The organism is Bremerella cremea, from assembly GCF_039541315.1.
In the GTDB taxonomy this organism is placed as follows: domain Bacteria; phylum Planctomycetota; class Planctomycetia; order Pirellulales; family Pirellulaceae; genus Bremerella; species Bremerella cremea.
Genome location: NZ_BAABFZ010000003.1, coordinates 960,624 through 982,153, shown reverse-complemented (window position 1 = coordinate 982,153; position 21,530 = coordinate 960,624). Strand labels below are relative to the sequence as shown.

Here is a 21,530-nt window from a genome sequence, read left to right as displayed (position 1 = left end):
CTTCGCGAATGAGTTTTCCGATGCAAATCGTTCATCCTGGAATCTTGCAAGTCCGTACGCCGGCGTTGAACTTTTATGTTCTGCGGGACGAGGAAGGTCTGTACGTTATTGATGGCGGGTTCGTCGGAGGCGTGCGAATGCTGCAAAACACGCTGCGGCAGCATGGCTGGAACGATCTGCCGATCCGAGGCATTCTGGTGACACATGGTCACCTCGACCACATCTTCAATGTCGCCTATCTGGCGAAGACGACCGGTGCATGGATCGCGGCCACGCGGCTCGATGCTTTGCACTACGCAGGGAAGCCGCATTACGAGGGGAACTCACGGGTAACCGGCTGGCTGGAAGCGACCGGGCGTTTCGCGTTGGGGTACCAGCGATTCCAGCCGGATCGATGGTTGGATGATGGCGATCGGATCGAGATTCTCTCCGGGATCAAAACCGTTCATTTGCCTGGACACACCCAGGGGCACATGGGCTTCCTGCTAGAGAAAGAACGCTTGCTGTTCACAGCCGATCTATTCGTCAGCTATCGGGCAGGGGGCCGGCTGCCGCTCGAGATCTTCAACAACGACTCTGCTGAAAACGTCCGCAGTATCGGCAAAGCTCTGGGGCTGAAGCCGGCTGGCGTGCTGCCGAATCATGGCAGCGACGCTCCGCCAGACGTTCATCTACAGCGGATGGAACGTCTGTTTGAACGTGTCAAATGTGCCGGGCACGAAGACTATTCGTGAATACCGAGCTGGCGTTCGATTTCTTCCAGGGGAACGCCTTTCGTTTCCGGCATGAAGACAATCGCCCAGATCAACTGCAGGATCATCATGCCGCAGAAGATCGCGAATACGGCACTGGCCGGCATAACGGCAACCATCGTCGGGAAGCAGAGCGTCAACGCGGCTGCAAAGAACCAGTGGGTAAAACTACCCACGGCCTGACCACCGGCGCGATAACGGTTCGGGAAGATCTCGGAGATGAACACCCAGATCACGGCACCCTGACCGACGGCATGGGCGGCGATGAAAGCGAAGATGCACGGAGGCACGACCGAGTAGTTCTCGGTTGCGAAAGCCAACGAGCACAGGCCAAGCGAACCGATGTAGCCGAGCGAACCGATGACAATTAAAGTTCGTCGCCCCAGGCGATCGATCAGGGCGAGGCCGACAAACGTGAAGATCAGGTTTGTCACTCCGATTCCGACCGAACGAAGCAGGGCCGCCTCCTCTCCGAGACCGGTCATCTCGAAAATTCGCGGAGCGAAGTAAAGCACCGCGTTGATACCGGACAGTTGGTTAAAGAACGCGATCAGAAAGGCCAGCATCAGAGGAACCTTTAGCTTGCCTTGCCAGATGCTGCCCGAGGCAACCGTTTGCTGGGCTCCGATCTCGATTTCGTCAGCCAATGCTTCCACCTTGCCGGGCGAACCGTCTGGGACGATCTGTTTCAGAACGGCAATGCCCGCTTCACGATCCCCCTTGCGGGCAATCAACCAGCGAGGACTTTCGGGCAGGCCAAAGCAGAAAAACGAATAGATCAGCGCGGGGATTGCCTCGACGCCCAGCATCCAGCGCCATGCGACGTCGTCTTGCAGTTCGACCTGGGAAGCGGCGAACCAGCGAGCAATCAGGGCATTCGACAGGAACGCCATGAGAATCCCGAAGACAATATTGAACTGGAACATGCCAGCCAGCTTGCCACGGTTGTTAGGGGGCGAAATCTCGGAGATATAGAGCGGGGCCGCCACGGTCGAGATGCCGACGCCCACGCCACCGATCCAGCGCGCGATCATGAACGAGATCGGATCGTTGGCCAGCGCAGACCAGATTGCCGAGACCAGGTACAGCACGCCGACCGAAAGCAGTGTCTTCTTTCGGCCGAACCGATCGGTCGGCCAGAATCCCAGCATCGACCCCAGCACGGTGCCCCACAACGCGGCACTCAATGCCAGCCCGTGATAGAAGTCTTGCAGCCCCCAAAGCGACTGGATGGTCTTCTCGGCACCCGAGATCACGACGGTGTCGAAACCAAACAGAAAGCCAGCCAACGAGGCAGTAACCGACCAAAAGATAATTCGATGCATGATGTGGGAATGGGGGAGATGGGATGAGGAGTGAAAAGTTTTGCCAGGTCGCTGGCACGCATGTTGTTCATTTTCTAACACTCTAGCAGGTTAAAAAAACATTTTCTTGCTTCAAAGGAAGGGAATCACCCCTCAAGGCTTTCGCAGGGGCAGCAGGTTCACCTGTTTTCAATTAGGAGATCCAGGTAAACTATCCCGATTAACGGATTGGTCGATTTCCACGTAGGAAGATTTAGATGAAGCTAGCAGTCATTGGAACGGGTTACGTTGGGCTCGTTACGGGAACTTGTTTTTCCGATTTGGGCAATGAAGTTACTTGCATCGACGTGAATCAGGCGAAGGTCGAAGGCTTGAAGCAGGGGATCATTCCGATCTACGAGCCAGGACTTTCGGAACTGGTTCTGAGAAATCACGAAGAAGGTCGTCTGAATTTCACCACCAATGCTGCCGAGGCGATTCCAGACGCCGAAGTAATCTACATCGCCGTCGGTACGCCTCAGTCCGATAGCGGAGCCGCTGATCTTTCCGCCGTGTGGAAAGTGGTTGAAGGAATCGCCCCGCTGTTGCGAAAAGACGCCCTGGTCGTGGTAAAGAGCACCGTTCCGGTCGGGACCAACGGTAAGGTCTACGACATGCTGAACAAGCTGTGCGGACGCGAAGTGAACGTCGCCAGTAACCCCGAATTCCTCAAAGAGGGTTCGGCCATCTCGGACTTCATGTACCCAGACCGCGTCGTCTGCGGCGTCCGCAATCGAGAAGCCGAGGCTCTGTTAAATACGCTGCACGCACCACTGCTGCGGACCGGCAAGCCGATTTTGTTCATGAGCCCTGAAAGCTCCGAACTGACCAAGTACGCTGCCAACGCACTGCTGGCGACGAAGATCAGTTTCATCAACGAGATTGCCAACCTGAGCGAAAAGGTCGGGGCCGATATCAACGATGTCCGCATCGGCATGGGGCACGATCAGCGAATCGGTTTCCAGTTCCTGTTCCCTGGCCTCGGTTATGGCGGAAGCTGTTTCCCGAAGGACGTTCGGGCATTGGCGTCGCTGGCCGACTCGTTGGAACTGAATCCTTTGATCATGCGAGCGGTCGACGAAGTAAACGTCCATCAGCGAGCTTCGCTGGTCCGCAAGATCGATGCCTTCTATGGTGGCGAAGTCGCCGGCAAGACGTTTGGCGTTTGGGGGCTCGCCTTCAAGCCGAAGACCGACGATATTCGCGAAGCGCCGGCATTGGAGTTGTTGAACTACCTGGTTGATAACGGGGCCACCATCCGTGTTCACGATCCGGAAGCAATGGAGAACGTGAACGAAATCTTCGGCGAAAAGATCGCGGCATACTGCAAGAGCGAGATGGAAGCGGTGGATGGAGTGGATTGCCTGGCGATCAATACCGAATGGAACGAATACCGCACGCCAGACTTCAAGAAGCTGAAGAGCAAGATGAAGACGCCAACGGTCTTCGATGGCCGCAACTTGTTCGATCTGGCAACCATGGAGAAGCACGGGTTTACCTACTTCTCGGTGGGCAGACGTCCGGTAGATATCGCAAGCAGCTAACAACCTGGATTACTGGTGTACCTCGGAAGGGCTCGTAGGAAATGGCTCAGATCAAACGTATTTTGGTGGCTGGCGGAGCTGGCTTTCTTGGCTCGCACATCTGTGAGAGGTTGGTTGCCCAGGGGCACGACGTGATCTGCGTCGACAACTTCTTCACGAGCCAGAAGTCGAACATCATTCACCTGTTGAACGAGCCCAATTTCGAAATCATCCGCCACGACATCATCCACCCGCTGTGGCTGGAAGTGGACGAGATCTACAACATGGCTTGCCCCGCCGCGCCAGGGCATTACCAGTTCAATCCCATCAAGACGATGAAAACGTCGGTCATGGGGTCGATCAACTTGTTGGGCATGGCCAAGCGTTGCCGGGCTCGCTACTTGTTTGCTTCGACCAGCGAGATCTACGGCGATCCGGAAGTTCATCCGCAGCCAGAGACCTATCGAGGTAGCGTCAACACGCTCGGGATCCGTGCTTGTTACGACGAAGGCAAGCGAGCCGCCGAGACGCTGTGCATGGACTATCACCGGATGAACAAGGTGCCGGTCCGGATCGTACGTATCTTCAATACGTATGGTCCTCGGATGCATCCCTACGATGGCCGGGTGATTTCCAATTTCATCCGCCAGGCCTTTACCGGCGAGCCGATCACCATCTATGGCGAAGGTTCGCAAACCCGGTCGTTTTGCTTCCGCGACGACCTGGTCGAAGGGATCATTCGGTTGATGGGCTCAGATCAGGTCGGTCCGATCAACATCGGAAACCCGAAGGAGTTCACCATCAAGCAATTGGCGGAGCTTGTGGTTAAAATGACTGGGTCGAAATCGGAGATCATCTACACCGATCTGCCGGCCGACGACCCAAAACAACGGCAACCCGACATTGCGCTTGCCCGCAAGCACCTAGACTGGGAACCGCAAGTTGAGTTAGAAGAAGGGCTTCAGAAAACGATCGACTGGTTCAAGTCGATCAACCTCTCGGCGTACCGACCGCCGACGCCCAACTACTAAGCTAAGCTATCTTTGATTGATTGGCCTCGCTGGCCCCGGACGAGACGCGCCGTACCCGGTTAAGACAAGACGACGCACGACGTTTTTTTACTTCGTGTGGTCTCTTGTTGATGGATACCGATTCAATGGCGTGGTGGATTTTGTTTCTTGCCGGACTTCTGGAAGTGGTTTGGGCAGCAGGGCTTAAGTATTCCGAAGGTTTCACCCGTTTTTGGCCGAGCTTTATCACGGTGGTCGCTTTGGTGGCCAGCATGTACCTGCTCTCGGTCGCGGTTCGTGATCTACCGATGGGAACGGCCTACGCCGTTTGGGTAGGGATCGGCGCCGCCGGAACCGCCATCTATGGAATGACCGGAATGGGCGAACCTGTGACAGGCATGCGTTTGTTTTTCCTGGGGATGTTGGTGGTAGCCATCCTGGGACTCAAGGCGAGCATGCCGGTCTCTTGATATACGAGCGAAATATTAAGAAATAATGAAGCTTCTTGTGGGTTCGGGGGCTTCTTCGGTAAAGTTGCGTCTTTCCCAATTTCGTCCTTACCCAATCTTAAGAAGATCCCTTCCATGGCCGAGTCGAAGTCGCGTCGTGAGTTTCTCAGCGATACCTTTTCCGCGTTTGGGGCATTTGCCGTGGGCAGTGCGTTGTCGACGCTGGGCGAACGCGTGGCGTTGGGGGAAATGGCGAAGCAGTCGTTCCCGCTGATTCCTATCAAGGACGAAGCAACTGGTCTGCCGCTGTTGAAGTTGCCGGAGGGCTTTCGCTACATCTCTTACGGATGGACCGGCGACGAAATGTCGGATGGCCAGCCAACGCCGCCGGCGCACGATGGCATGGGCGTGATTGCCAAGTCAGGCAGCCAACTGATGCTGACTCGCAACCACGAAATGAGCAACCCAGGCCCCGCTTTCAATTTCAAAGATGGTGAGCCATTCGATCGCTCGGCAACGGGTGGCTGCACGCAGCTCACTTTCGATACCGAACGGGAACGTTGGGTGTCGGCTTACGGGGCGATCTCTGGTACGGTTCGCAACTGTGCCGGTGGTGTGACTCCGTGGGGCAGTTGGTTGACCTGCGAAGAGTCGGACGCCAGCACGGCCGAAGGCAACGACATCGCTCACTTCGAGCAAGATCACGGCTGGGTGTTTGAAGTTCCTGCGGAAGGAACCGCGACTGCCAAGCCAATCAAAGACATGGGCCGCTTCGTGCACGAAGCTGTCGCAATCGACCGCAAGACTGGCTACGTCTATCTGACTGAAGACCAGCGTCAGTCAGGCCTCTATCGCTTCCGTCCTACCACGCCAGGCCAGTTGGCCGAAGGGGGCGTGTTGGAAATCGCCGAAGTCGTCGGCCAGCCTGACCTCCGTGGTGGCTTCCAGAACGGAGCCAGCTTCCCGGTTCGTTGGCACAAGATCTCGAACCCACGTCTCGAACTGACCGCTGCCGGCACCAAACCGGAAACGGTCTTCGAGCAAGGCAAGAAGCTGGGAGGCTCGACCTTCTCGCGTCTGGAAGGTTGCTGGTATGGCAACGACTTGATCTACTTCGACGCGACCGATGGTGGTGCCGCGAAGGCTGGCCAGATCTGGCAATTCGATCCGCAGAACCAGACGGTCACGTTGCTGTACGAATCGCGAAACAAGCGTGTCTTGAACATGCCGGACAACCTTTGCGTGAGTCCACAGGGCGGTTTGATTCTGTGCGAAGACAACGACTACGAAGGGGAAGACCCGCTACCACAGCGTCTGCTGACCCTGACGAAGGATGGTCGCCTGAATAACTTCGCGGAAAACAACATCGTGCTCAACGGTGAGCAAAACGGTCTGACTGGATCGTTCGTCGATAAAGAATGGGCCGGCTCGACCTTCAGCCCCGACGGCAAGTGGTTGTTTGCCAACATTCAAACCCCTGGCGTGACGTTCGCCATCACCGGCCCGTGGAACGATTTCCTGCGGTAACCTGACGGAACCAAAGCAAGAGGCCTGACGACCGCGCGTTGTCAGGCCTTTTTTTGTCTCTTGGTACAGCGAAGTCGCCGGATGACTACGATGCCATTTCCGGACGCATTGGTTCGTCCGGGATGCTGGGCAACGAGTAGATCTCTTCCGCGATCTCTTCGGCTCGCTTCCGTCGATAGCGACGAACGAAGATCCGCCACGGATTGGTATCGCTGGCGAGAATGCAGAACTCGCTGGGCCCGGTCAAGGTTTCACAGGCAATCCGCACGACCGGTGTCCAAGGCGTATGCAGCGTGATCTGGCGAACGTCGCAGGCCAGCAGCGAGGCCCGCGGAATCCGATACCGTCGCAGGTCACATTCCAGAAGAATTTCGCCGGTGTCGTGGTCGAGACGCAGCAAGCCGATGTCGATGATTTCGGCGTCGTTCGTGCCAAGTTGGAACGACGCCATCGCCTGCGGTTTCGATGAAGTCAACGTGACAAATTGACTGCGGTAGGTCGCGCTGACGATCCAAGGGGAAGGACGCCGGTCGACCTGTCGCCGCATCATCACTTCCCACCAGCGGTCTTCGCACAACGCATTGATCAGCAGGAAAACGACCGTGAAGACGCCGATCACCAGCGCGGTCAACGCCAGCGAAGCGAGCCCGCCCAGGTTCATCCACTCTGGCGCATAGCGAATCAAAAAGTAAACGGCACCTACGATCGGCAGACGAATCATGACATTCGCCAGGCCCACCATAAATCGATTGACCAACGTCCGAACCTTGCCGGCGTAAGGAGTTGGGATCTCTTCAATTTGAGCGATCGCTGTGGCCTGAAGCGGAAACGTGGTATCGGCCTCTGGCTGATCGCTGCCAGGCTGGTCCGCCTCGGGGGAAGCAAAAGGATTGAATTCGGGAGTCGTCATGCACGCATCTTCGATCGTTGCAAGTCTTGCTGCGGATTACGAGCTTTGTCGCAACGCCAGGATACGCTGAACGAAGGCTGCCGCCAATTGCTGACGTCGCTTGTTCCAGCGAGGTTCCCCCAAACTAATCTGGCTCATGCCGAATAGCAGTTCCGCTGGCCCGCTTTTTGTGTTGAAGACCAGCCGAATGAGCCAGTGCTGGGTCGTCTTGTCGATCGGATGATAGAAGCACTCTTCTTCGCAGTCGAGCAGGGCATCGACCGGAATAATGTAGCGATGATAATCCCCTTCGATCCGAATCGAACGCTCGGCCTTGTCCAGTTTCAAAAGCCCTACGTCGCTGGCTGTATCGAGCTCGATGACTTTCCACTTCTCGCGCGGCGTGATCCCGATGAAACGATGATCGTCTTGGGCCAGAACGATCGCTTCGGGACGCAGGGCAAAATTACGTCGCACGCGCCCATAGGTATAGAGGTCTTCCGGCAGCAGTTGATAGAAGGTCGACAAGATCCCGCCGGCCACCGCCGCGATGGCACCGATACCTAGCAGAGGCAAGCTCCATGCAGAGTCCCACCGATCTTCTAGCGGGTTCTCAGGGAGTTGCCACCCCCCCACCGCCATCAGTCCGAGGCCGCCAAAGAATAGCAATGCCGGAGTGAGGCCAATCACATTGATTATAATGCGATGGCGGAAGTTGTAGATCTTGCCACGATCTTGTTCGCGAATGTCTTCGATCGTTGCTTCGGCGGTGGCTTGCAGCGGCCATAACGGCTGGACTAGTTCGTCCTCCGGGAGTGGAGTGACGAACGAACCAGGCGAAGCGAACGGATTCAATTCAGGTTCCGACATTCAACTGGCTCCGAACATGCCTAACGGGGGCCAACGAGGTAACCAGAATTCTAGGGTAGCGAACCGGCAGATTCGAGCAGATTCTGTGGGAAGTTAATCTGCCTTCGTCTGCTGGCGATGTTTGGCCTCGGCAATCACTAGTTCGATCCGGTGAAAGAGTTGCTCGGCGGAAGCCTGGCGTGACCGATTGAAGACCGTCAGGAAGATGCCGTTCTCGCCTGGCCGGAGGAAAAGTTCGTGGGGACCATCGGCGGTGCGAAATGTGAGGTGGACATACCAGACCTGCGTGAGATGTTTGCGAAAGTGATCGCATTTCAGCTCGAGCAACGAACCGATCGGAATGTGATACCGCAGGCGGTCTCCTTCCAGAAAGATCTGCGAACTGTAAGGATCGGTCCACATGATGGCGATGTCGTCGGAAAGCCGGTTGCGTGGTTTCGTCCAGCGATCTTCTGGAATGACGGCGACGAGCTGACAGGTCGTGGATGTGGGCCTCTCGATATACGACTCGGTTCTCGACCTGATGTTTTTGATGAGCTTCTTGCCGAAGAAACGATCCTCGTAGGTAAATGGAACACACAAGTTCACAAACGCCAATATTGCGAACATGATCAAGAACGCGACGACAGCTAAAACGATGGAAGTGATGACAGCCGAAACGCCGGTCGAAAGCGAAATCTATGGATTTCGCAGTGTAGACAGTGAACTCATGGTGGCCATCATCGCGAAGAGCACCAGCGGGAAGCCTGTTATGGAAGCAAGGAACCGTAGGAAGACTGCGACAACAAAGTTTCGTTGGGTCAGAACCGAATTGGCCCACGCTTCGGCGACCGGCGAAACGACGGCGATTGTCTGGTCGACAGGCGTCGTTGGTTGCGAGAGATTCTCGTGCTTCAGCGCCGGGGTTTCTTCGGAATCGATCTGCGGCGACTGATAGGGGTTGATGGGGTCGTTCGGCATCAGCGCGCCTCTTGCGATGACTGCAGCCAATGTTCGATCTGCTCTAGCAGTTTCATGGTCATCCGTTGTCGCGCCTTGTTCGAGGTTCCTATGGTCGAGTTGTCTTCACACGGCCTGAAGACCAGGTCGTATTTTCCTTGATCGGTCGCAAACGAAATTTGCATACACCAGAGTTGGACCAGGCGATAAGCAAACGAACCGGCCTGAAGTTCGGTGATCGAGCGGAATGGAATCTGGTACCGGAAGCGGTCTCCTTCCAGGATCAGTTGTTCCGATCGAGGCGAAATCTTAAGCAACGCAACATCGTGCTGCAGGGGCGACTGATCCGGCGATAAGCTCCGATCGGCCAGAATCTCTACGGCGTGGCAGATGCGAATCTCGCGTTTCTGAAGCGGGACATCATCTCGCTTGGTGAGTAATTTGCGAAGCTGCCTGGCGAGTTGATGATCTTGGGTATGGAACGGTGACCAGAAGGAATGCCCCAGCGTAATTAAGACGATGCTAATTAACATCAGTATTCGCCCGCTCCAGAACGGTTGCGATATATAGGGATTCTGAAATACCTGGGGCAGGGCAACGAAGATGTCGATCGTCAACGCGAACGGAACCAAAAAGGTCGCCAGATAGGTAACGCTTCGGAGGATCTTGCTCGATCGCGAGAGGACGTGATTTCGGAATGGAGACTGGATTGGTTCGATCGAAGCTAGCGTCGAAGAATTGTCTCCTTGGTAGGTCTGAAAGACTTCAAGCCGCGGCTGCTGCGTGCAGGCTTCGATGGAAGGTGGCTGGAACGGATTGGGGATTTCTGGGGGCATCAGGGACTCGGCGAACCTCTTTCCGGTGGTAACCGTCCAGATTCTAAACCAGTTTCCCGCCCGGTTCGACCAAATTGCCCGTCCGACCCACGTAGACGCGAAAGGTAGGGGTGCGGTAAACTAAGGGGTTTATCGCTAAAAGACTTACGCCAAACACCCATTTCAAAGAAATCGACGCCATGGAAATGGAAAAGCTCGTCTCGTTGTGCAAGCGACGAGGCTTCATGTTTCAGTCTTCCGAAATCTATGGGGGCATCAACGGTTTTTGGGACTACGGCCCGCTTGGTGTCGAGCTGAAGCGGAACATCAAAGATGCCTGGTGGCGCGATATGGTCACCGGACACGACGACCTGACCCAGTTGCCAGGGGCCCCAGGTTCGTACGAAATGACCGGGCTCGACTGCACGATCATCATGCATCCCCAGGTCTGGAAGTGCAGTGGTCACTACGATCTGTTCCACGACTATATGGTTGACTGCCGCGAGTCGAAGCGACGCTATCGCCACGATCAGATTCAAGGTCGTTGGGTGGAAGCGAAGGGAAAGAAGATCTTCGCCACCGCTGGGTCCGACTCGGAAGCTCCAGAAGCCGATCTCGAACGTCAGGCCCTCAAGTTCTTCGGCATGCGATCCAAGAATGCCGACGAACTGAAATGGGATGGTCCGTTGGCCTCGCTGACCACCGTCGACGACTTCGAACTGGTCCTCGGTCCCGATGCCAAGACGCTCGGCACCCTGACGGCCCCACGCGAGTTTAACCTGATGTTCAAGACGACCATCGGTGCCTTGGGTGGTGAAGCCGACTCGGCATTCCTCCGACCAGAAACGGCTCAGGGGATCTTCGTGAACTTCAAGAACGTCGTCGATAGTAGCCGCGTTCGCGTTCCGTTCGGGATCGCTCAGGTCGGTAAGAGCTTCCGCAACGAAATCACGCCGCGTAACTTCACCTTCCGCTCGCGTGAATTCGAGCAAATGGAAATCGAGTTCTTCTGCCATCCCGATTCGTCGGCCGAATGGTACACCTACTGGCGCGATCGTCGTTTCAAGTGGTACCTCGATCTGGGGCTGGATGAAGGTAAGCTGCAGCTTCGCGATCACGATCAAGACGAACTAAGTCATTACTCGCGCGGCACCGCCGACGTTGAGTATGCTTTTCCATTCTTGCCTGAGGGCGAGTTTGGCGAACTGGAAGGGATTGCTCACCGTGGCGACTTCGACCTGCGAAGCCACATGGAAGGGAAGCTCGATCCGGCCACCAATCCGTTGACGGTCGAATTGAACGAAGATGGCAAGCCACGTCACCGAGGTAGTGGCAAGGATTTGTCGTACCGCGACGACCTGACCGGCGAGCGTTTCATCCCGCACGTGATCGAACCTTCTGCTGGTGCCGACCGTGCGACGCTCGCGTTCCTGTGTGAAGCCTATACCGAAGACGAAGCTCCGGACGACAAGGGCAAGATGCAGAGCCGCGTGGTGATGAAGCTTCATCCACGTATCGCTCCGATCAAGGCCGCGATCTTCCCGCTGGTCAAGAAGGATGGCATGCCAGAAATGGCCCAGGACTTGTACCGCACGTTGAAGAAAGACTGGAATGTCTTCTACGACGAAAAGGGAGCCGTGGGGCGTCGGTATCGTCGTCAGGACGAAGCAGGCACGCCGTTCTGTGTTACGGTCGACGGCGACAGCATCCAGGACAACACCGTCACCATTCGTCATCGCGACACGCTGGAACAATGGCGTGTGAAGGCGGACGACCTGACGGATGAACTGCGAAAGCTGATCGGTTAATTTCAACCGTCACTGTTCGAAACAAAAAAGAGCCGCGAGGGATATCATTCCTTCGCGGCTCTTGTTGTTGAATCAGGTTCGCTCTAACGCGACTCGCCCACCTTTTGCGAGGATCCACCCCAGAGGCGGCTCCACCACGACGAGTGATCGTCCATCGATGCGACGGAGGTGTCGACGAACTCGTAAGCCACCATGTACGACTGGAGGCTCAGCAGCAAGTGCCGGGCACGTTCGACGGCGTCTCGCTTGCGACGATCTCGATTGCGACGCGGCGAAATCGAAATCTGAACCTTGGTATGCTGACTGCCATTCTCGACCATCAAGGCACTGAAGTGCAGGTCGAGGATCAACGGCACGGCTCGATCGGCCACGCGACGCTGCAGCGGAAGGGATTCGCCATCGATCATCACTTTGATCGAGTTTTCGGTCACTTGTAGTACTTCGGCGCGATGATCGGCCACGAAGCCTCGAATCTTCTCGGCGGCCAGGTTCAGCGGCACACGGGTCTTCATCGCTCGCTTGAGCAGCACCTCCGGCTCGGCCGGCTTGAACATACGGGTCCACCAACTGCGACGATCGCCGATCTGAGGGTCGCTCAGGCCGCCACCGATCTGCGTGACGATATTGCGTCCCATTTCTTTGGACTGTAGCAGAGCCCGATCGGCTCGGTTCAGGATCGTATCGCCGGTGTCGCCTCGTTGAATTTCGGTCACACCGAAACTGGCAGTCATGTGCTTTCCGCCCAAGGCCGAGAGAGACATCGCGGCGAGATCGCTGCGGATCTGTTCGGCCAGGGCCGCGGCCATTTCATTGTCGCACTGCGGGCAGAGGATCACGAACTCTTCACCACCATAGCGAGCACACATGTCACCGGGACGGGCTTTGTCTTCCAGCATCTTGGCAAAGACGATCAGGGCTTCGTCGCCTGCTTGATGACCGTAGGTATCGTTGATCTTCTTGAAGAAGTCGATGTCGCAAATGATCACGCTGCAAGGCCGGCCGACGGTCGTATGGCGATCGACCATATCGATCAGGCTGCGGTCCATTTCGGCTCGATTGCACAACCCGGTCAGTGGATCGCGAGTTGCCTTGTAGTGCAGCGATTGAACTTGTTCTTCCAGCGATTCGACACCGGTCGCATCGTGCATCTGGATTGTCAGGCCGAGGCTGGCACCATCTTCCCCAATCACCGGAACGATGTGGGCAATCACCGCGACGAAGGTGCCGGCCGCGTTGCGGATGGAAAGGCGGTACTTGCCTTGGGTACGCGAAACCAAAGCGGCTCGGACCGGGTCTTTGCCTTCGCCAAACTTGCGTCCCTGGTGATCGGTCAGCCCAAGCAGATCCGGCGTCCAGCTATGCCCTTCGACGACATCACGCGTCAAACCGGTCAGCCGTTCGGCACCTTGATTCCAACCGACGATTTGCAGGCTGAGATCCAGGAAGATCAACGCGTCGTGGCTGTTGCGGACCAGGCAGTCCTGGAACGCGGCATGCGAGCGGCTGAGCTGTGGTGCGATGCTTTCGGCGTTGGCTTTCCAACGCTTGTTGGCTTGTTCAGGGGAAAGCACGCGCAGCCAGCGGCGAGTGGAATCGGTGTCTGGAGTCGTCGTGCGTGATTGAAGCTCGCAGAACTGTTGGACCAGGTCTGGATCGAACTGCGTACCGGCATGCGAATTCAGTTCGGCCATGGCACGTTCTTTCGAACGAGCACGGCGGAAAATTTGATCGACGGTCATCGAGTCGTAAGCATCGGCGATCGCCAGCATGCGCGCTTCGATGGGAATGTCTTTGCCCGATACGTCGCTGTTCTTCTTGCTGCCATCGTACCAGGCGTAGTTATAACGAATCAGGTCGACAATCTCTTCGCCATCGCAGCAAGCCGAGAGAATCTCCAGCCCGATCTCTTGGCTGCGATTCATCAAAACTTGCTCGTCTGTCGACAGCTTGCCAGGGCTGGTCAGTACGTAGTCAGGGACGCCAATTTTGCCGACATCGTGCAGCAAGGCGGCGACTTCCAGCTGATCTCGCTGGAAAGGTTCGAGATCGAGTTCAACGGCCCAACGCGAGCACAATTTGGCGACACGCAGCGAGTGCGAAGCAGTCGGGAAGTGCTTGGCCTGAAGTGAATAGAACAAACCGGAAGCGATGCCAAGGCTGACCTGAATCAGTTGGTTGTCGGTGTCGTCGAAGTGGTCGGCGATTGGTTCGTCGTACGGTTCGTCGGCCCAGGCAATCAGGTTCGAGATCGTGTGAATAGGGTCTTCGTCGCGATCATGCGAGGGACCTGGAGGTTCGTATGAACCAGGGTTTGATGTTGGATCCATAGCCATCGGGTTTGCTGCCCCAGGTTGTCACTGGTGTGGTCATTGTCAATTGTTGCGCTGAAAGTTACGTCGAAATCCGTAGACCAGCAAATTCGCTCGATCGGCTGTTGCAGAAAAATGAAGAAAAGAGACCGGACAAGCACACGTTGCCCCATCGAGCCCTGGGATTCGGCTCGTTGTCGCGGTGCAGATTTTCCGATAAGTTGAACTCTGCGCATTCTATGTGAGATGCGAATGACAACGGTTATTCCAATGAGAAGGTTCCGACCCCGATGCGATTGATTAGCTACCAGAGTGAAACCGGACCACGTACCGCGGTGGCTCGCGGCGATGGCTATGTCGACTTGCATCAGGCCGATCCGCTGCTTCCCACCCAAATGAAGCAGTTATTGCCGATGCTGGCGGTTCATCACGAGTCCATTCTCGAAGCCGCCCAGACCGGCAAGTTGCTCGATCCGGCCAAATTGCACCTCCTGCCTCCGGTTGTCGAGCCGCAGAAGATATTGTGTATCGGTTTGAACTACGCCGACCATGCGGCCGAAACGGGGGCCACCGTTGGCGACGAGCCGGTCGTCTTCAATAAGTTTCCGACTTGCTTGCGAGCCCATCGTCAGGCGATCGAAATTCCGGCGGTCAGCGATCAGATCGACTACGAAGCTGAACTGGTCGTGGTGATCGGTCGCGCCGGGCGGAACATCCCCCAGGCAGAAGCGATGAGTCACGTTGCCGGCTACACGATTGGTCACGATGTCTCTTGCCGCGACTGGCAAAAGGGGAAGCCTGGCAAGCAGTGGCTGCTTGGCAAGTCGTTCGATAGCTTTGCTCCGCTGGGGCCCGAGATCGTCACGGCCGACGAGATCGAAGATCCCCACAACTTGCGGATTCAATGCCGACTCAATGGCGAAACGATGCAAGATTCGTCGACCAGCCAATTGATCTTCCGCATCGACTTCCTGATCTCGTACTTATCGCAGGTCTGCACGTTGAAGCCTGGCGACTTGATTTACACCGGTACTCCGCCGGGCGTCGGCATGGCTCGCAAGCCGCCTGTCTTCCTGAAGCCGGGAGATATCTGCGAGATCGAGATCGAAAAGCTCGGTATCCTGTCGAATCCCGTTATCGCAGGCTGTTAGTTTCGCGGTCGCTGCAGCACGTTCAACTCGCAAGGGAGGCCTTCTTCAGGTCTCCCTTGTTTCGTAGCATGCGTTCTTTACTTGACATGCTGGCAACTGCGGAAATCCACTGCTAGCCGTGCCATCAGCTGTGGCGAAGTATGCCGGCTGTTCGTGCTGCGGTACGTGCCAGCACAAGGCTGATCAAAACCTGACCATCATTCATTCAGGACGCCTCGATCGTTTGCCGAAATCTGTTCTATAAGGATGATTAAATGCCACAGGGACGTGGTCATTTCTTTCACCAGGGATGGGATTGAGAATGCAATTCAGGCGGAACGGTCTGCGCGACGAGCGTCGTCGACGGGCCTTGATGGACGATCGCAACAGCGATTCCAGTAACCAGTCTGCTTCGAACGAGTCGGCGAGCAACATGCGTCGATCGGCTCGCTCTTACTCGAAGACAGCCGTGGATGAACGTCGAATTCGTATCGTCGATGCGGTTCCGGTGTACGTTGTCCACGTCGCACTGTTCTACGCCGCCATTCTGTTAACGATCACCGGTCTGCTGGCACTGCATCATTACGCTTCCAGCGTCGTTCGATGGGCCGACCTATCGCGGGTCGATAGCCTGGGGACCTATTTGTCGGCCGGAGCTCTGTTCGTTGGCGCAATGATTGCGTTTTTAACGTATCGCATCCGACGCCATCGTTTGGACGATTATCGCGGACGCTATCGTTGCTGGCTCTGGTTTGCCGCACTGCTGCTTTTCGCCAGTGTCGATTTCATGCTCGACTTCCGCAGCGACGTCGCTCGCGGGCTCGAGGCGGTCACGCGCGTCCGTCTGCTGGGCAAGACCGAAGGCTGGTGGATTGTCGTCTGGAGCGTTGCGTATGGCTCGATGGCTCTGCGAGCGATCCTGGAAGTACGTCAGAGCATCGGCACGCTGATCGTTGGTCTGCTCGGGGCCACGCTCATCTTTCTGGGCATGGCGGTTCAACTGGATCTACTGCTGGTCCCTGGTAATATGCCGGTCGAGCTGGCTTGCCATGCCGCTCAGCTCACTGGCGTTGGCTTGCTGATGGCCAGCCTGGTGCAATATGCCCGTTTTGTCTGGATGGACGCCCAAGGCCTGATCTCTCGCGGCTCGATCGAAGTTGCGGACGAAGAAGAAGAGTCCGAAACCAAGGCGAAGAAGCCTGCCCGTCGTGCACGAGCTGCTACCAAGAAGCCAGCCGCCAAGGTTGCCGAGCCAGCTGACGACGACGAGGAAGAAGCGGAAGCCAAGCCACGTCGCGGATGGTTCTCGTGGGGACGGAAGCAGGAAGAAACTGACGAAGCGGAAGAACCAGCCAAGCCCGTAGCGACCAAGTCGCGTTCGGCCAGCAAGCCAGTCGAAGAGGAAGAGACCGAAACCAAGCCGAAGCGAGGCTGGTTCTCTTTCGGCAAAAAGGCCGCCGCCGAGGAAGAGGACGACGAAGCACCTGCTCCGGTAAAGGCGAAACCAGCCGCCAAGAAGCAACAGGAAGCCGAATCGGAAGAAGCGACCGAGCCAAAGCGGGGCTGGTTCTCGTTCGGTAAAAAGGCCGCCACCGACGATGAGGAAGCTGAAAAGTCTGCTCCATTGAAAGCGAAGCTCGCCGCGAAGAAGCAGAAGGAAGCGGAGTCGGAAGAAGCCGCCCAGCCGAAGCGAGGTTGGTTCTCGTTCGGCAAGAAGCAGGCCGACGCTGAAGAGGCCGAGGAGGCCCCGGCCGCTAAAAAGCCGAAGGTAGCCACGCCGCCCCCGGCCGAGGAAGAAGCGGAAGCGAAGCCAAAACGAGGCTGGTTCTCGTGGGGTAGCAAGGATGCCGAAGCGAGCGACGAGGAAGACGCTGCCGATTCGGACGAGCCACGTACCACGATGACGCCCCGGGTCAAAACGCGGCCCAAGCCTCCAGCGGCGGCCCCGGCGCCTGCTCCGCAGCAGCCGCCGACCATCACCGGCAAGTACAACCAAGAGGACGACGACGAGTCGAACTCGGCCGAAGATGAAGAAATCTTGCGACTGGAAGCCAAGCCAGATCACATGCTGAGCAAGGCAGAACGTCGGCGTTTGAAAAAGCTGAAGCGTCGGACGGCGGCCTAGTCCCCGACGATTCGGAGATACGCCCCTTTGACGCGGTTTGCTGCCAGCGTCTAAGCTTAGGGATCGTTCGGGGCGTTTCCCACCTGACAAGGGGGAGACGCCGGTCGTCCATCGATTCCCCAATCAAGGCGTACGCCCGCTAGATCATGGCAACAGTTCGTACCCGATTCGCCCCAAGTCCTACCGGTTATCTGCATATCGGTGGGGTTCGCTCCGCACTGTTCAATTGGCTGTTTGCCCGCAAGCACGGGGGACAGTTCATTCTGCGGATCGACGATACCGATCAGCAGCGCAACGTCGACGAAGCCCTCCAGCCGATCCTGGATGGTTTCCGGTGGCTGGGGATCGACTGGGACGAAGGCCCCGAAGTTGGCGGTCCTTGTGAACCTTACTATCAGTCGCAGCGACTCGAAAAGTATCAGGCCGCCGCGCAAAAGCTCATCGAAGATGGCTTTGCCTACTACGACTATTCCACGCTGGAAGAAGTCAACGCTGAACGCGATCAGGCCACCTTTGACAAGCGACCGTTCCAGTACAGCCGCAACTGGATGGCCACCACGCCAGAAGAACGTGCCAAGTTCGAGGCGGAAGGCCGCAGCTTTGTCGTGCGTCTGAAGATGCCGCGTGAAGGTGCCTGTCAGTTCACCGACGCGATCCGAGGTGATGTCTCGTTCGACTGGTCGAAAGAGAACGATCATGTCATCCAGCGTAGCGACGGCTCGTGCTTGTATCACCTGGCCAGCGTGGTCGATGACTACGATCTGAAGATCTCGCACGTGATCCGTGCCGAAGAGCACCTGCCGAATACCCCGCGTCAGATCTTCATCGCCCAGTCGCTTGGTTACGAATTGCCGACCTATGCTCACTTGCCGTATGTGGCCGAGCCAGGCAGCAAGAACAAGCTGAGCAAGCGTAAGCTTGAGAAGTACTTGAAGAACCCTGACTTCAAGCGAATCAACGAACATGGTCAGGACATCGCTGCCCGGATGGGCGTGCAGATGTCGGCCGAGACGTTCAATCCCGTGATCGTCGACTTCTACGAAGCGACCGGTTACTTGCCGTCGGCCATTTTGAACTACCTGGTGCTGCTCGGTTGGTCGCTGGACGACAAGACCGAAGACTTCACCGTCGAGCAGATGATCGAGCACTTCAGCCTCGAACGCGTCACGAAGGCTCCGGCCAGCTTCGATGCCAAGAAGCTGTGGGCGTTCCAGGATCGCCACATGCAAAACCTGTCGGTCGAAGAGAAGGCCGCCGGAATGATGCCGTACCTGCATAAGGCCGGTCTGGTCGCCGATCCGAACGCCGCTGGCGAAATGGAAAAGCTGAAGCTGATCGTCGCCGCGTGTGGTGATCGTTTGAAGGTGATGGGCGACATCCTGGCTTACGCCGATTACTTTTACGTTGCCGACGACAAAATGGAAATGGACGAGAAAGGTTTCGCGAAGCGACTTTCCTCGCCCGAATCACAGGCCATCCTTACAACCTTCCGTCATCATCTGGACGGCGTCGAGGACTGGACGGTCGAACATCTCGACAAAGAAATGCATGCCTTCGTGGACGAGGCTGGCATCAAGATCGGCGACATCATTCATGGTGTTCGTTTGAGCGTGACCGGCAAGACCGTTGGCCCAGGCATGTTCGATTGCCTCGCTATTTTGGGCAAAGAGTCGTGTCTGCATCGCATGGATACGACGTTGCAACTTGCCGCTGAAAAATTCCCCGCTGAATCGGAATAACCCCCGCAATGCCCGAAGAAACGAGCTCGGTATCTTCCTCCATTCCTAAAGTGAAACTGCGCCCCCGCAAGGCCCAGCCATTCTTCGGTCGCCACCCATGGGTTCGCGACAGTGGAATCGAAAAAGTAGAAGGAAAGGTCGAAGATGGCGATATGGTCCAGTTGATCAGCGACAAAGATCGCTTCATCGCGTATGGGCTGATCAACCGGAACAGTCACCTGCGAGTTCGACTTTATTCGTGGGACCCGGAAGCGAAGCTGAACGATCGTTTCTGGAAGGCCCGTCTCGAACGTGCCATCCTGATGCGGCGCGAAATGGGTTTGCTGACCGAAACGACCGGCTGCCGCCTCGTTTACAGCGAAGCGGACGGCCTGAGTGGTTTGATCGTCGAGCACTTCGCTGGCCATTTGATGATTCAGGTCACTTCGCTCGGCATGCATCGCCGGCTCGATTCGATCGTCAAAATCTTGACCGAACTGATGGAGCCCAAAAGCATCTCGCTGCGTGGCGAAGCCGGCATTTTGAAGCTGGAAGGTCTGGAAGTTGAGTCGCGTCTTCTGGCCGGTCAGTTGCCAGAAGAACCCATCACCATCGTCGAGAACGATCTGCACTACGAAGTCGATCTTTCCGAAGGGCAGAAGACCGGGTTCTATCTCGATCAACGAGACAACCGTCGCGTGGCTGCCCGGTACCTTCCCTCCGGGGCGAAGGTGCTGGATATGTTCTGCTACAGCGGTGGATTCGCGTTGAATGCCGCCAAGCATGGTCAGGCCGCCTCGGTGCACGGCGTCGATGGCAGCGGACCAGCTGTCTCGGCTGCGCAGCGCAACGCTCAGCGGAACCAACTCGACAACGTCTCGTTCGAGAAGGCAGACTGCTTCGATTACTTGAAGGCTCGCGTTGATGCCGGCGACAAGTACGACGCCATCGTGCTCGACCCGCCCAAGTTCACCAAGACGCGACGTACGATCGACGAAGCATTACGGGCTTACTTCCACATCAATCGTCACGCGACGCAGTTACTGCGCCCCGGTGGCATTCTGGTGACCTGTAGCTGTAGTGGTAACGTGAGCCGCGACGAGTTCATGATGATGCTGCTAGGCGTCGCTCAGAAGTCAGGCCGCGATCTTCGCTTGCTGGAACAACGCGGTGCCTCGCCAGATCACCCGGTCAGTGCGACCTGTCTGGAGAGCGAATACCTGAAGTGCTTTATCGCCAGCGTCGGCTAAGACCTGGCGACTATCGGAATACCGAGAGGTTTCCGAATTGCCCGTTGTGATCGTCATCGGGCAGATCGTCTGATCGGCCTTCGCGCTCCGGCGGGCCGACATGCCGGCGAAGTTCTTCGACCAGAATCTTCCGGTCGCCAGGGGCCATGAAGACTTCGATCGGGCCGCGTCCGCTAATATCGAACGAAACCAGCGACGCGGCATCGTCCCAGACGCTATAGCTTTGGATGCGATTCCAGCGGCATGGATAAAAGCCGCCAATCATCATCCCTTCTTCATGCACTTCGAGATCGTGCCCTTTGACGTTCAAGAAGAACTGCACCAGCCACGGAATCGAAGCCAACGCCCCGAAGGTTGCCATCACCACGAACGGCGTGAATGTGACCTCGCCATTGTCTTTGTCTCGACCAAGAACCAGCGGTATCCACAGCACGAAAATCGCTACCGTGTGGAGTCCACCCCCGAGGATCAAGTTGCGGTACAGCGACGATTGAAAACCGTCGACGGTGAACTGCCATTCTCCGAGACGGCCAGCGGCCATGTTCCGCCACGTCAGAATCAACGCGACAAAGCAGAGATCGAGCGCCAACACCGAAACCAGCATGAGCAGGTAAGTGGTGGTTTCACTCGAAGAAACGTCTGTCGAGAAGAACAGCGGGGCGCAGGCTACGGCGACTGAAAGGCCAAGCACAATTCCGCCGATCCCGCGAAGCCATCTTGCCTGGCGCGAGGGGAGATCGGGATCCTGGTTAATGCGCAGATTTTCCGACGAACCGGATTCGTCAAAGCGACTGGTCATGGGTGTTGTGTGAGGGAGCAAGGCGAACCATGATCGTCCTATTGCTGCCATTTGGCAGGCAAACGAGGTACGATCGTTTTATCATTTGAAACGAACGACAATCAGGCTCGGGCGTCCACTTTTCATCTTGCGAGAATAGATGGTCTCGCAAAACTCCGCCTTGCAGAACGCGAGCCAACGGAACTTGGATCGAAGATCGGTGCCCGGCCAATCATAACAGGATCGTCCCCACCACTGGTTAAAAAAATGGTGAATTGTGGATTTTCCTAGACTC

18 protein-coding genes and 1 riboswitch are annotated in these 21,530 nt (G+C 56.7%); of the genes, 10 read left to right on the top strand and 8 right to left on the bottom strand.

Annotation, left to right across the window (positions count from 1 at the left end; translation table 11 throughout):
• The first annotated feature begins 20 nt into the window (after positions 1-20).
• Positions 21-734, top strand: coding sequence for an MBL fold metallo-hydrolase (locus ABD890_RS06220; RefSeq protein ID WP_345086951.1), 714 nt, complete (start codon positions 21-23; stop codon positions 732-734).
• On the opposite strand, the gene ABD890_RS06215 is transcribed toward ABD890_RS06220, so the two are convergent.
• Positions 725-2,080: a sugar porter family MFS transporter gene (locus ABD890_RS06215; RefSeq protein ID WP_373356135.1), complete on the bottom strand. Its 1,356-nt coding sequence runs from the start codon at positions 2,078-2,080 to the stop codon at positions 725-727. The genes ABD890_RS06220 and ABD890_RS06215 overlap by 10 nt on opposite strands.
• Before the next feature lie 233 nt (positions 2,081-2,313).
• Here ABD890_RS06215 and ABD890_RS06210 point away from each other — a divergent pair, with 233 nt between their 5' ends.
• From ABD890_RS06210 to ABD890_RS06195, 4 genes are all read left to right on the top strand, one after another.
• Positions 2,314-3,639, top strand: a complete 1,326-nt coding sequence (locus ABD890_RS06210; RefSeq protein WP_345086947.1) for a UDP-glucose dehydrogenase family protein — start codon at positions 2,314-2,316, stop codon at positions 3,637-3,639.
• A gap of 41 nt (positions 3,640-3,680) precedes the next feature.
• Entirely contained in the window at positions 3,681-4,649 is a 969-nt protein-coding gene (locus ABD890_RS06205) for a UDP-glucuronic acid decarboxylase family protein (RefSeq protein WP_345086945.1), read from the top strand.
• Positions 4,650-4,666: 17 nt separating this feature from the next.
• Positions 4,667-4,728, top strand: a riboswitch (guanidine-III (ykkC-III) riboswitch).
• Positions 4,729-4,774: 46 nt separating this feature from the next.
• Positions 4,775-5,098: a DMT family transporter gene (locus ABD890_RS06200; RefSeq protein ID WP_345086943.1), complete on the top strand. Its 324-nt coding sequence runs from the start codon at positions 4,775-4,777 to the stop codon at positions 5,096-5,098.
• A gap of 114 nt (positions 5,099-5,212) precedes the next feature.
• A complete protein-coding gene (locus ABD890_RS06195; RefSeq protein ID WP_345086940.1) occupies positions 5,213-6,604 on the top strand; it encodes an alkaline phosphatase PhoX in 1,392 nt (463 codons plus the stop codon).
• An 85-nt stretch (positions 6,605-6,689) separates the two neighbouring features.
• Here ABD890_RS06195 and ABD890_RS06190 read toward each other — a convergent pair whose 3' ends face one another.
• The 5 genes from ABD890_RS06190 to ABD890_RS06170 all read right to left on the bottom strand — a co-directional run bounded on the left by ABD890_RS06190 (position 6,690) and on the right by ABD890_RS06170 (position 10,138).
• Positions 6,690-7,514, bottom strand: a complete 825-nt coding sequence (locus ABD890_RS06190; protein ID WP_345086938.1) for a hypothetical protein — start codon at positions 7,512-7,514, stop codon at positions 6,690-6,692.
• Positions 7,515-7,550: 36 nt separating this feature from the next.
• On the bottom strand, positions 7,551-8,363 hold the full coding sequence (locus ABD890_RS06185) for a hypothetical protein (RefSeq protein WP_345086936.1): 813 nt from the start codon (positions 8,361-8,363) through the stop codon (positions 7,551-7,553).
• A 93-nt stretch (positions 8,364-8,456) separates the two neighbouring features.
• On the bottom strand, positions 8,457-8,972 hold the full coding sequence (locus tag ABD890_RS06180; RefSeq protein ID WP_345086934.1) for a hypothetical protein: 516 nt from the start codon (positions 8,970-8,972) through the stop codon (positions 8,457-8,459).
• A 69-nt stretch (positions 8,973-9,041) separates the two neighbouring features.
• Positions 9,042-9,323, bottom strand: a complete 282-nt coding sequence (locus ABD890_RS06175) for a hypothetical protein (RefSeq protein ID WP_345086932.1) — start codon at positions 9,321-9,323, stop codon at positions 9,042-9,044.
• Positions 9,323-10,138 (bottom strand): hypothetical protein, encoded by an 816-nt coding sequence (locus ABD890_RS06170; RefSeq protein ID WP_345086930.1) that lies wholly within the window; start codon positions 10,136-10,138, stop codon positions 9,323-9,325. Before ABD890_RS06170 ends, ABD890_RS06175 begins: the two co-directional genes overlap by 1 nt.
• Before the next feature lie 185 nt (positions 10,139-10,323).
• Here ABD890_RS06170 and ABD890_RS06165 point away from each other — a divergent pair, with 185 nt between their 5' ends.
• Positions 10,324-11,925 (top strand): glycine--tRNA ligase, encoded by a 1,602-nt coding sequence (locus tag ABD890_RS06165; protein ID WP_345090846.1) that lies wholly within the window; start codon positions 10,324-10,326, stop codon positions 11,923-11,925.
• Between the two features lie 83 nt (positions 11,926-12,008).
• On the opposite strand, the gene ABD890_RS06160 is transcribed toward ABD890_RS06165, so the two are convergent.
• Positions 12,009-14,252 (bottom strand): sensor domain-containing diguanylate cyclase/phosphohydrolase, encoded by a 2,244-nt coding sequence (locus ABD890_RS06160; protein ID WP_345086928.1) that lies wholly within the window; start codon positions 14,250-14,252, stop codon positions 12,009-12,011.
• Positions 14,253-14,524: 272 nt separating this feature from the next.
• Between ABD890_RS06160 and ABD890_RS06155 the strand changes: the two genes are divergently transcribed.
• The 4 genes from ABD890_RS06155 (at position 14,525) to ABD890_RS06140 (ending at position 20,457) form a co-directional block, all read left to right on the top strand.
• Entirely contained in the window at positions 14,525-15,385 is an 861-nt protein-coding gene (locus tag ABD890_RS06155) for a fumarylacetoacetate hydrolase family protein (protein WP_345086926.1), read from the top strand.
• 301 nt (positions 15,386-15,686) lie between these two features.
• Positions 15,687-17,489: a hypothetical protein gene (locus tag ABD890_RS06150; protein ID WP_345086923.1), complete on the top strand. Its 1,803-nt coding sequence runs from the start codon at positions 15,687-15,689 to the stop codon at positions 17,487-17,489.
• A 146-nt stretch (positions 17,490-17,635) separates the two neighbouring features.
• Positions 17,636-19,228, top strand: a complete 1,593-nt coding sequence (gltX, locus tag ABD890_RS06145) for a glutamate--tRNA ligase (protein WP_345086920.1) — start codon at positions 17,636-17,638, stop codon at positions 19,226-19,228.
• An 8-nt stretch (positions 19,229-19,236) separates the two neighbouring features.
• Positions 19,237-20,457 (top strand): class I SAM-dependent rRNA methyltransferase, encoded by a 1,221-nt coding sequence (locus ABD890_RS06140; protein ID WP_345086918.1) that lies wholly within the window; start codon positions 19,237-19,239, stop codon positions 20,455-20,457.
• 10 nt (positions 20,458-20,467) lie between these two features.
• Here ABD890_RS06140 and ABD890_RS06135 read toward each other — a convergent pair whose 3' ends face one another.
• Positions 20,468-21,256: a hypothetical protein gene (locus ABD890_RS06135; protein ID WP_345086916.1), complete on the bottom strand. Its 789-nt coding sequence runs from the start codon at positions 21,254-21,256 to the stop codon at positions 20,468-20,470.
• Between the last annotated feature and the right edge of the window lie 274 nt (positions 21,257-21,530).

Coding starts and splice junctions, on each gene's coding strand:
- ABD890_RS06220 (WP_345086951.1), top strand. CDS start 21: ATGCAAATCGTTCATCCTGGAATCTTGCAAGTCCGTACGCCGGCGTTG.
- ABD890_RS06205 (WP_345086945.1), top strand. CDS start 3,681: ATGGCTCAGATCAAACGTATTTTGGTGGCTGGCGGAGCTGGCTTTCTT.
- ABD890_RS06185 (WP_345086936.1), bottom strand. CDS start 8,363: ATGTCGGAACCTGAATTGAATCCGTTCGCTTCGCCTGGTTCGTTCGTC.
- ABD890_RS06150 (WP_345086923.1), top strand. CDS start 15,687: ATGCAATTCAGGCGGAACGGTCTGCGCGACGAGCGTCGTCGACGGGCC.
- ABD890_RS06140 (WP_345086918.1), top strand. CDS start 19,237: ATGCCCGAAGAAACGAGCTCGGTATCTTCCTCCATTCCTAAAGTGAAA.
- ABD890_RS06160 (WP_345086928.1), bottom strand. CDS start 14,252: ATGGATCCAACATCAAACCCTGGTTCATACGAACCTCCAGGTCCCTCG.
- ABD890_RS06190 (WP_345086938.1), bottom strand. CDS start 7,514: ATGACGACTCCCGAATTCAATCCTTTTGCTTCCCCCGAGGCGGACCAG.
- gltX (WP_345086920.1), top strand. CDS start 17,636: ATGGCAACAGTTCGTACCCGATTCGCCCCAAGTCCTACCGGTTATCTG.
- ABD890_RS06180 (WP_345086934.1), bottom strand. CDS start 8,972: ATGTTCGCAATATTGGCGTTTGTGAACTTGTGTGTTCCATTTACCTAC.
- ABD890_RS06200 (WP_345086943.1), top strand. CDS start 4,775: ATGGCGTGGTGGATTTTGTTTCTTGCCGGACTTCTGGAAGTGGTTTGG.
- ABD890_RS06165 (WP_345090846.1), top strand. CDS start 10,324: ATGGAAAAGCTCGTCTCGTTGTGCAAGCGACGAGGCTTCATGTTTCAG.
- ABD890_RS06195 (WP_345086940.1), top strand. CDS start 5,213: ATGGCCGAGTCGAAGTCGCGTCGTGAGTTTCTCAGCGATACCTTTTCC.
- ABD890_RS06175 (WP_345086932.1), bottom strand. CDS start 9,323: ATGCCGAACGACCCCATCAACCCCTATCAGTCGCCGCAGATCGATTCC.
- ABD890_RS06135 (WP_345086916.1), bottom strand. CDS start 21,256: ATGACCAGTCGCTTTGACGAATCCGGTTCGTCGGAAAATCTGCGCATT.
- ABD890_RS06170 (WP_345086930.1), bottom strand. CDS start 10,138: ATGCCCCCAGAAATCCCCAATCCGTTCCAGCCACCTTCCATCGAAGCC.
- ABD890_RS06155 (WP_345086926.1), top strand. CDS start 14,525: ATGCGATTGATTAGCTACCAGAGTGAAACCGGACCACGTACCGCGGTG.
- ABD890_RS06210 (WP_345086947.1), top strand. CDS start 2,314: ATGAAGCTAGCAGTCATTGGAACGGGTTACGTTGGGCTCGTTACGGGA.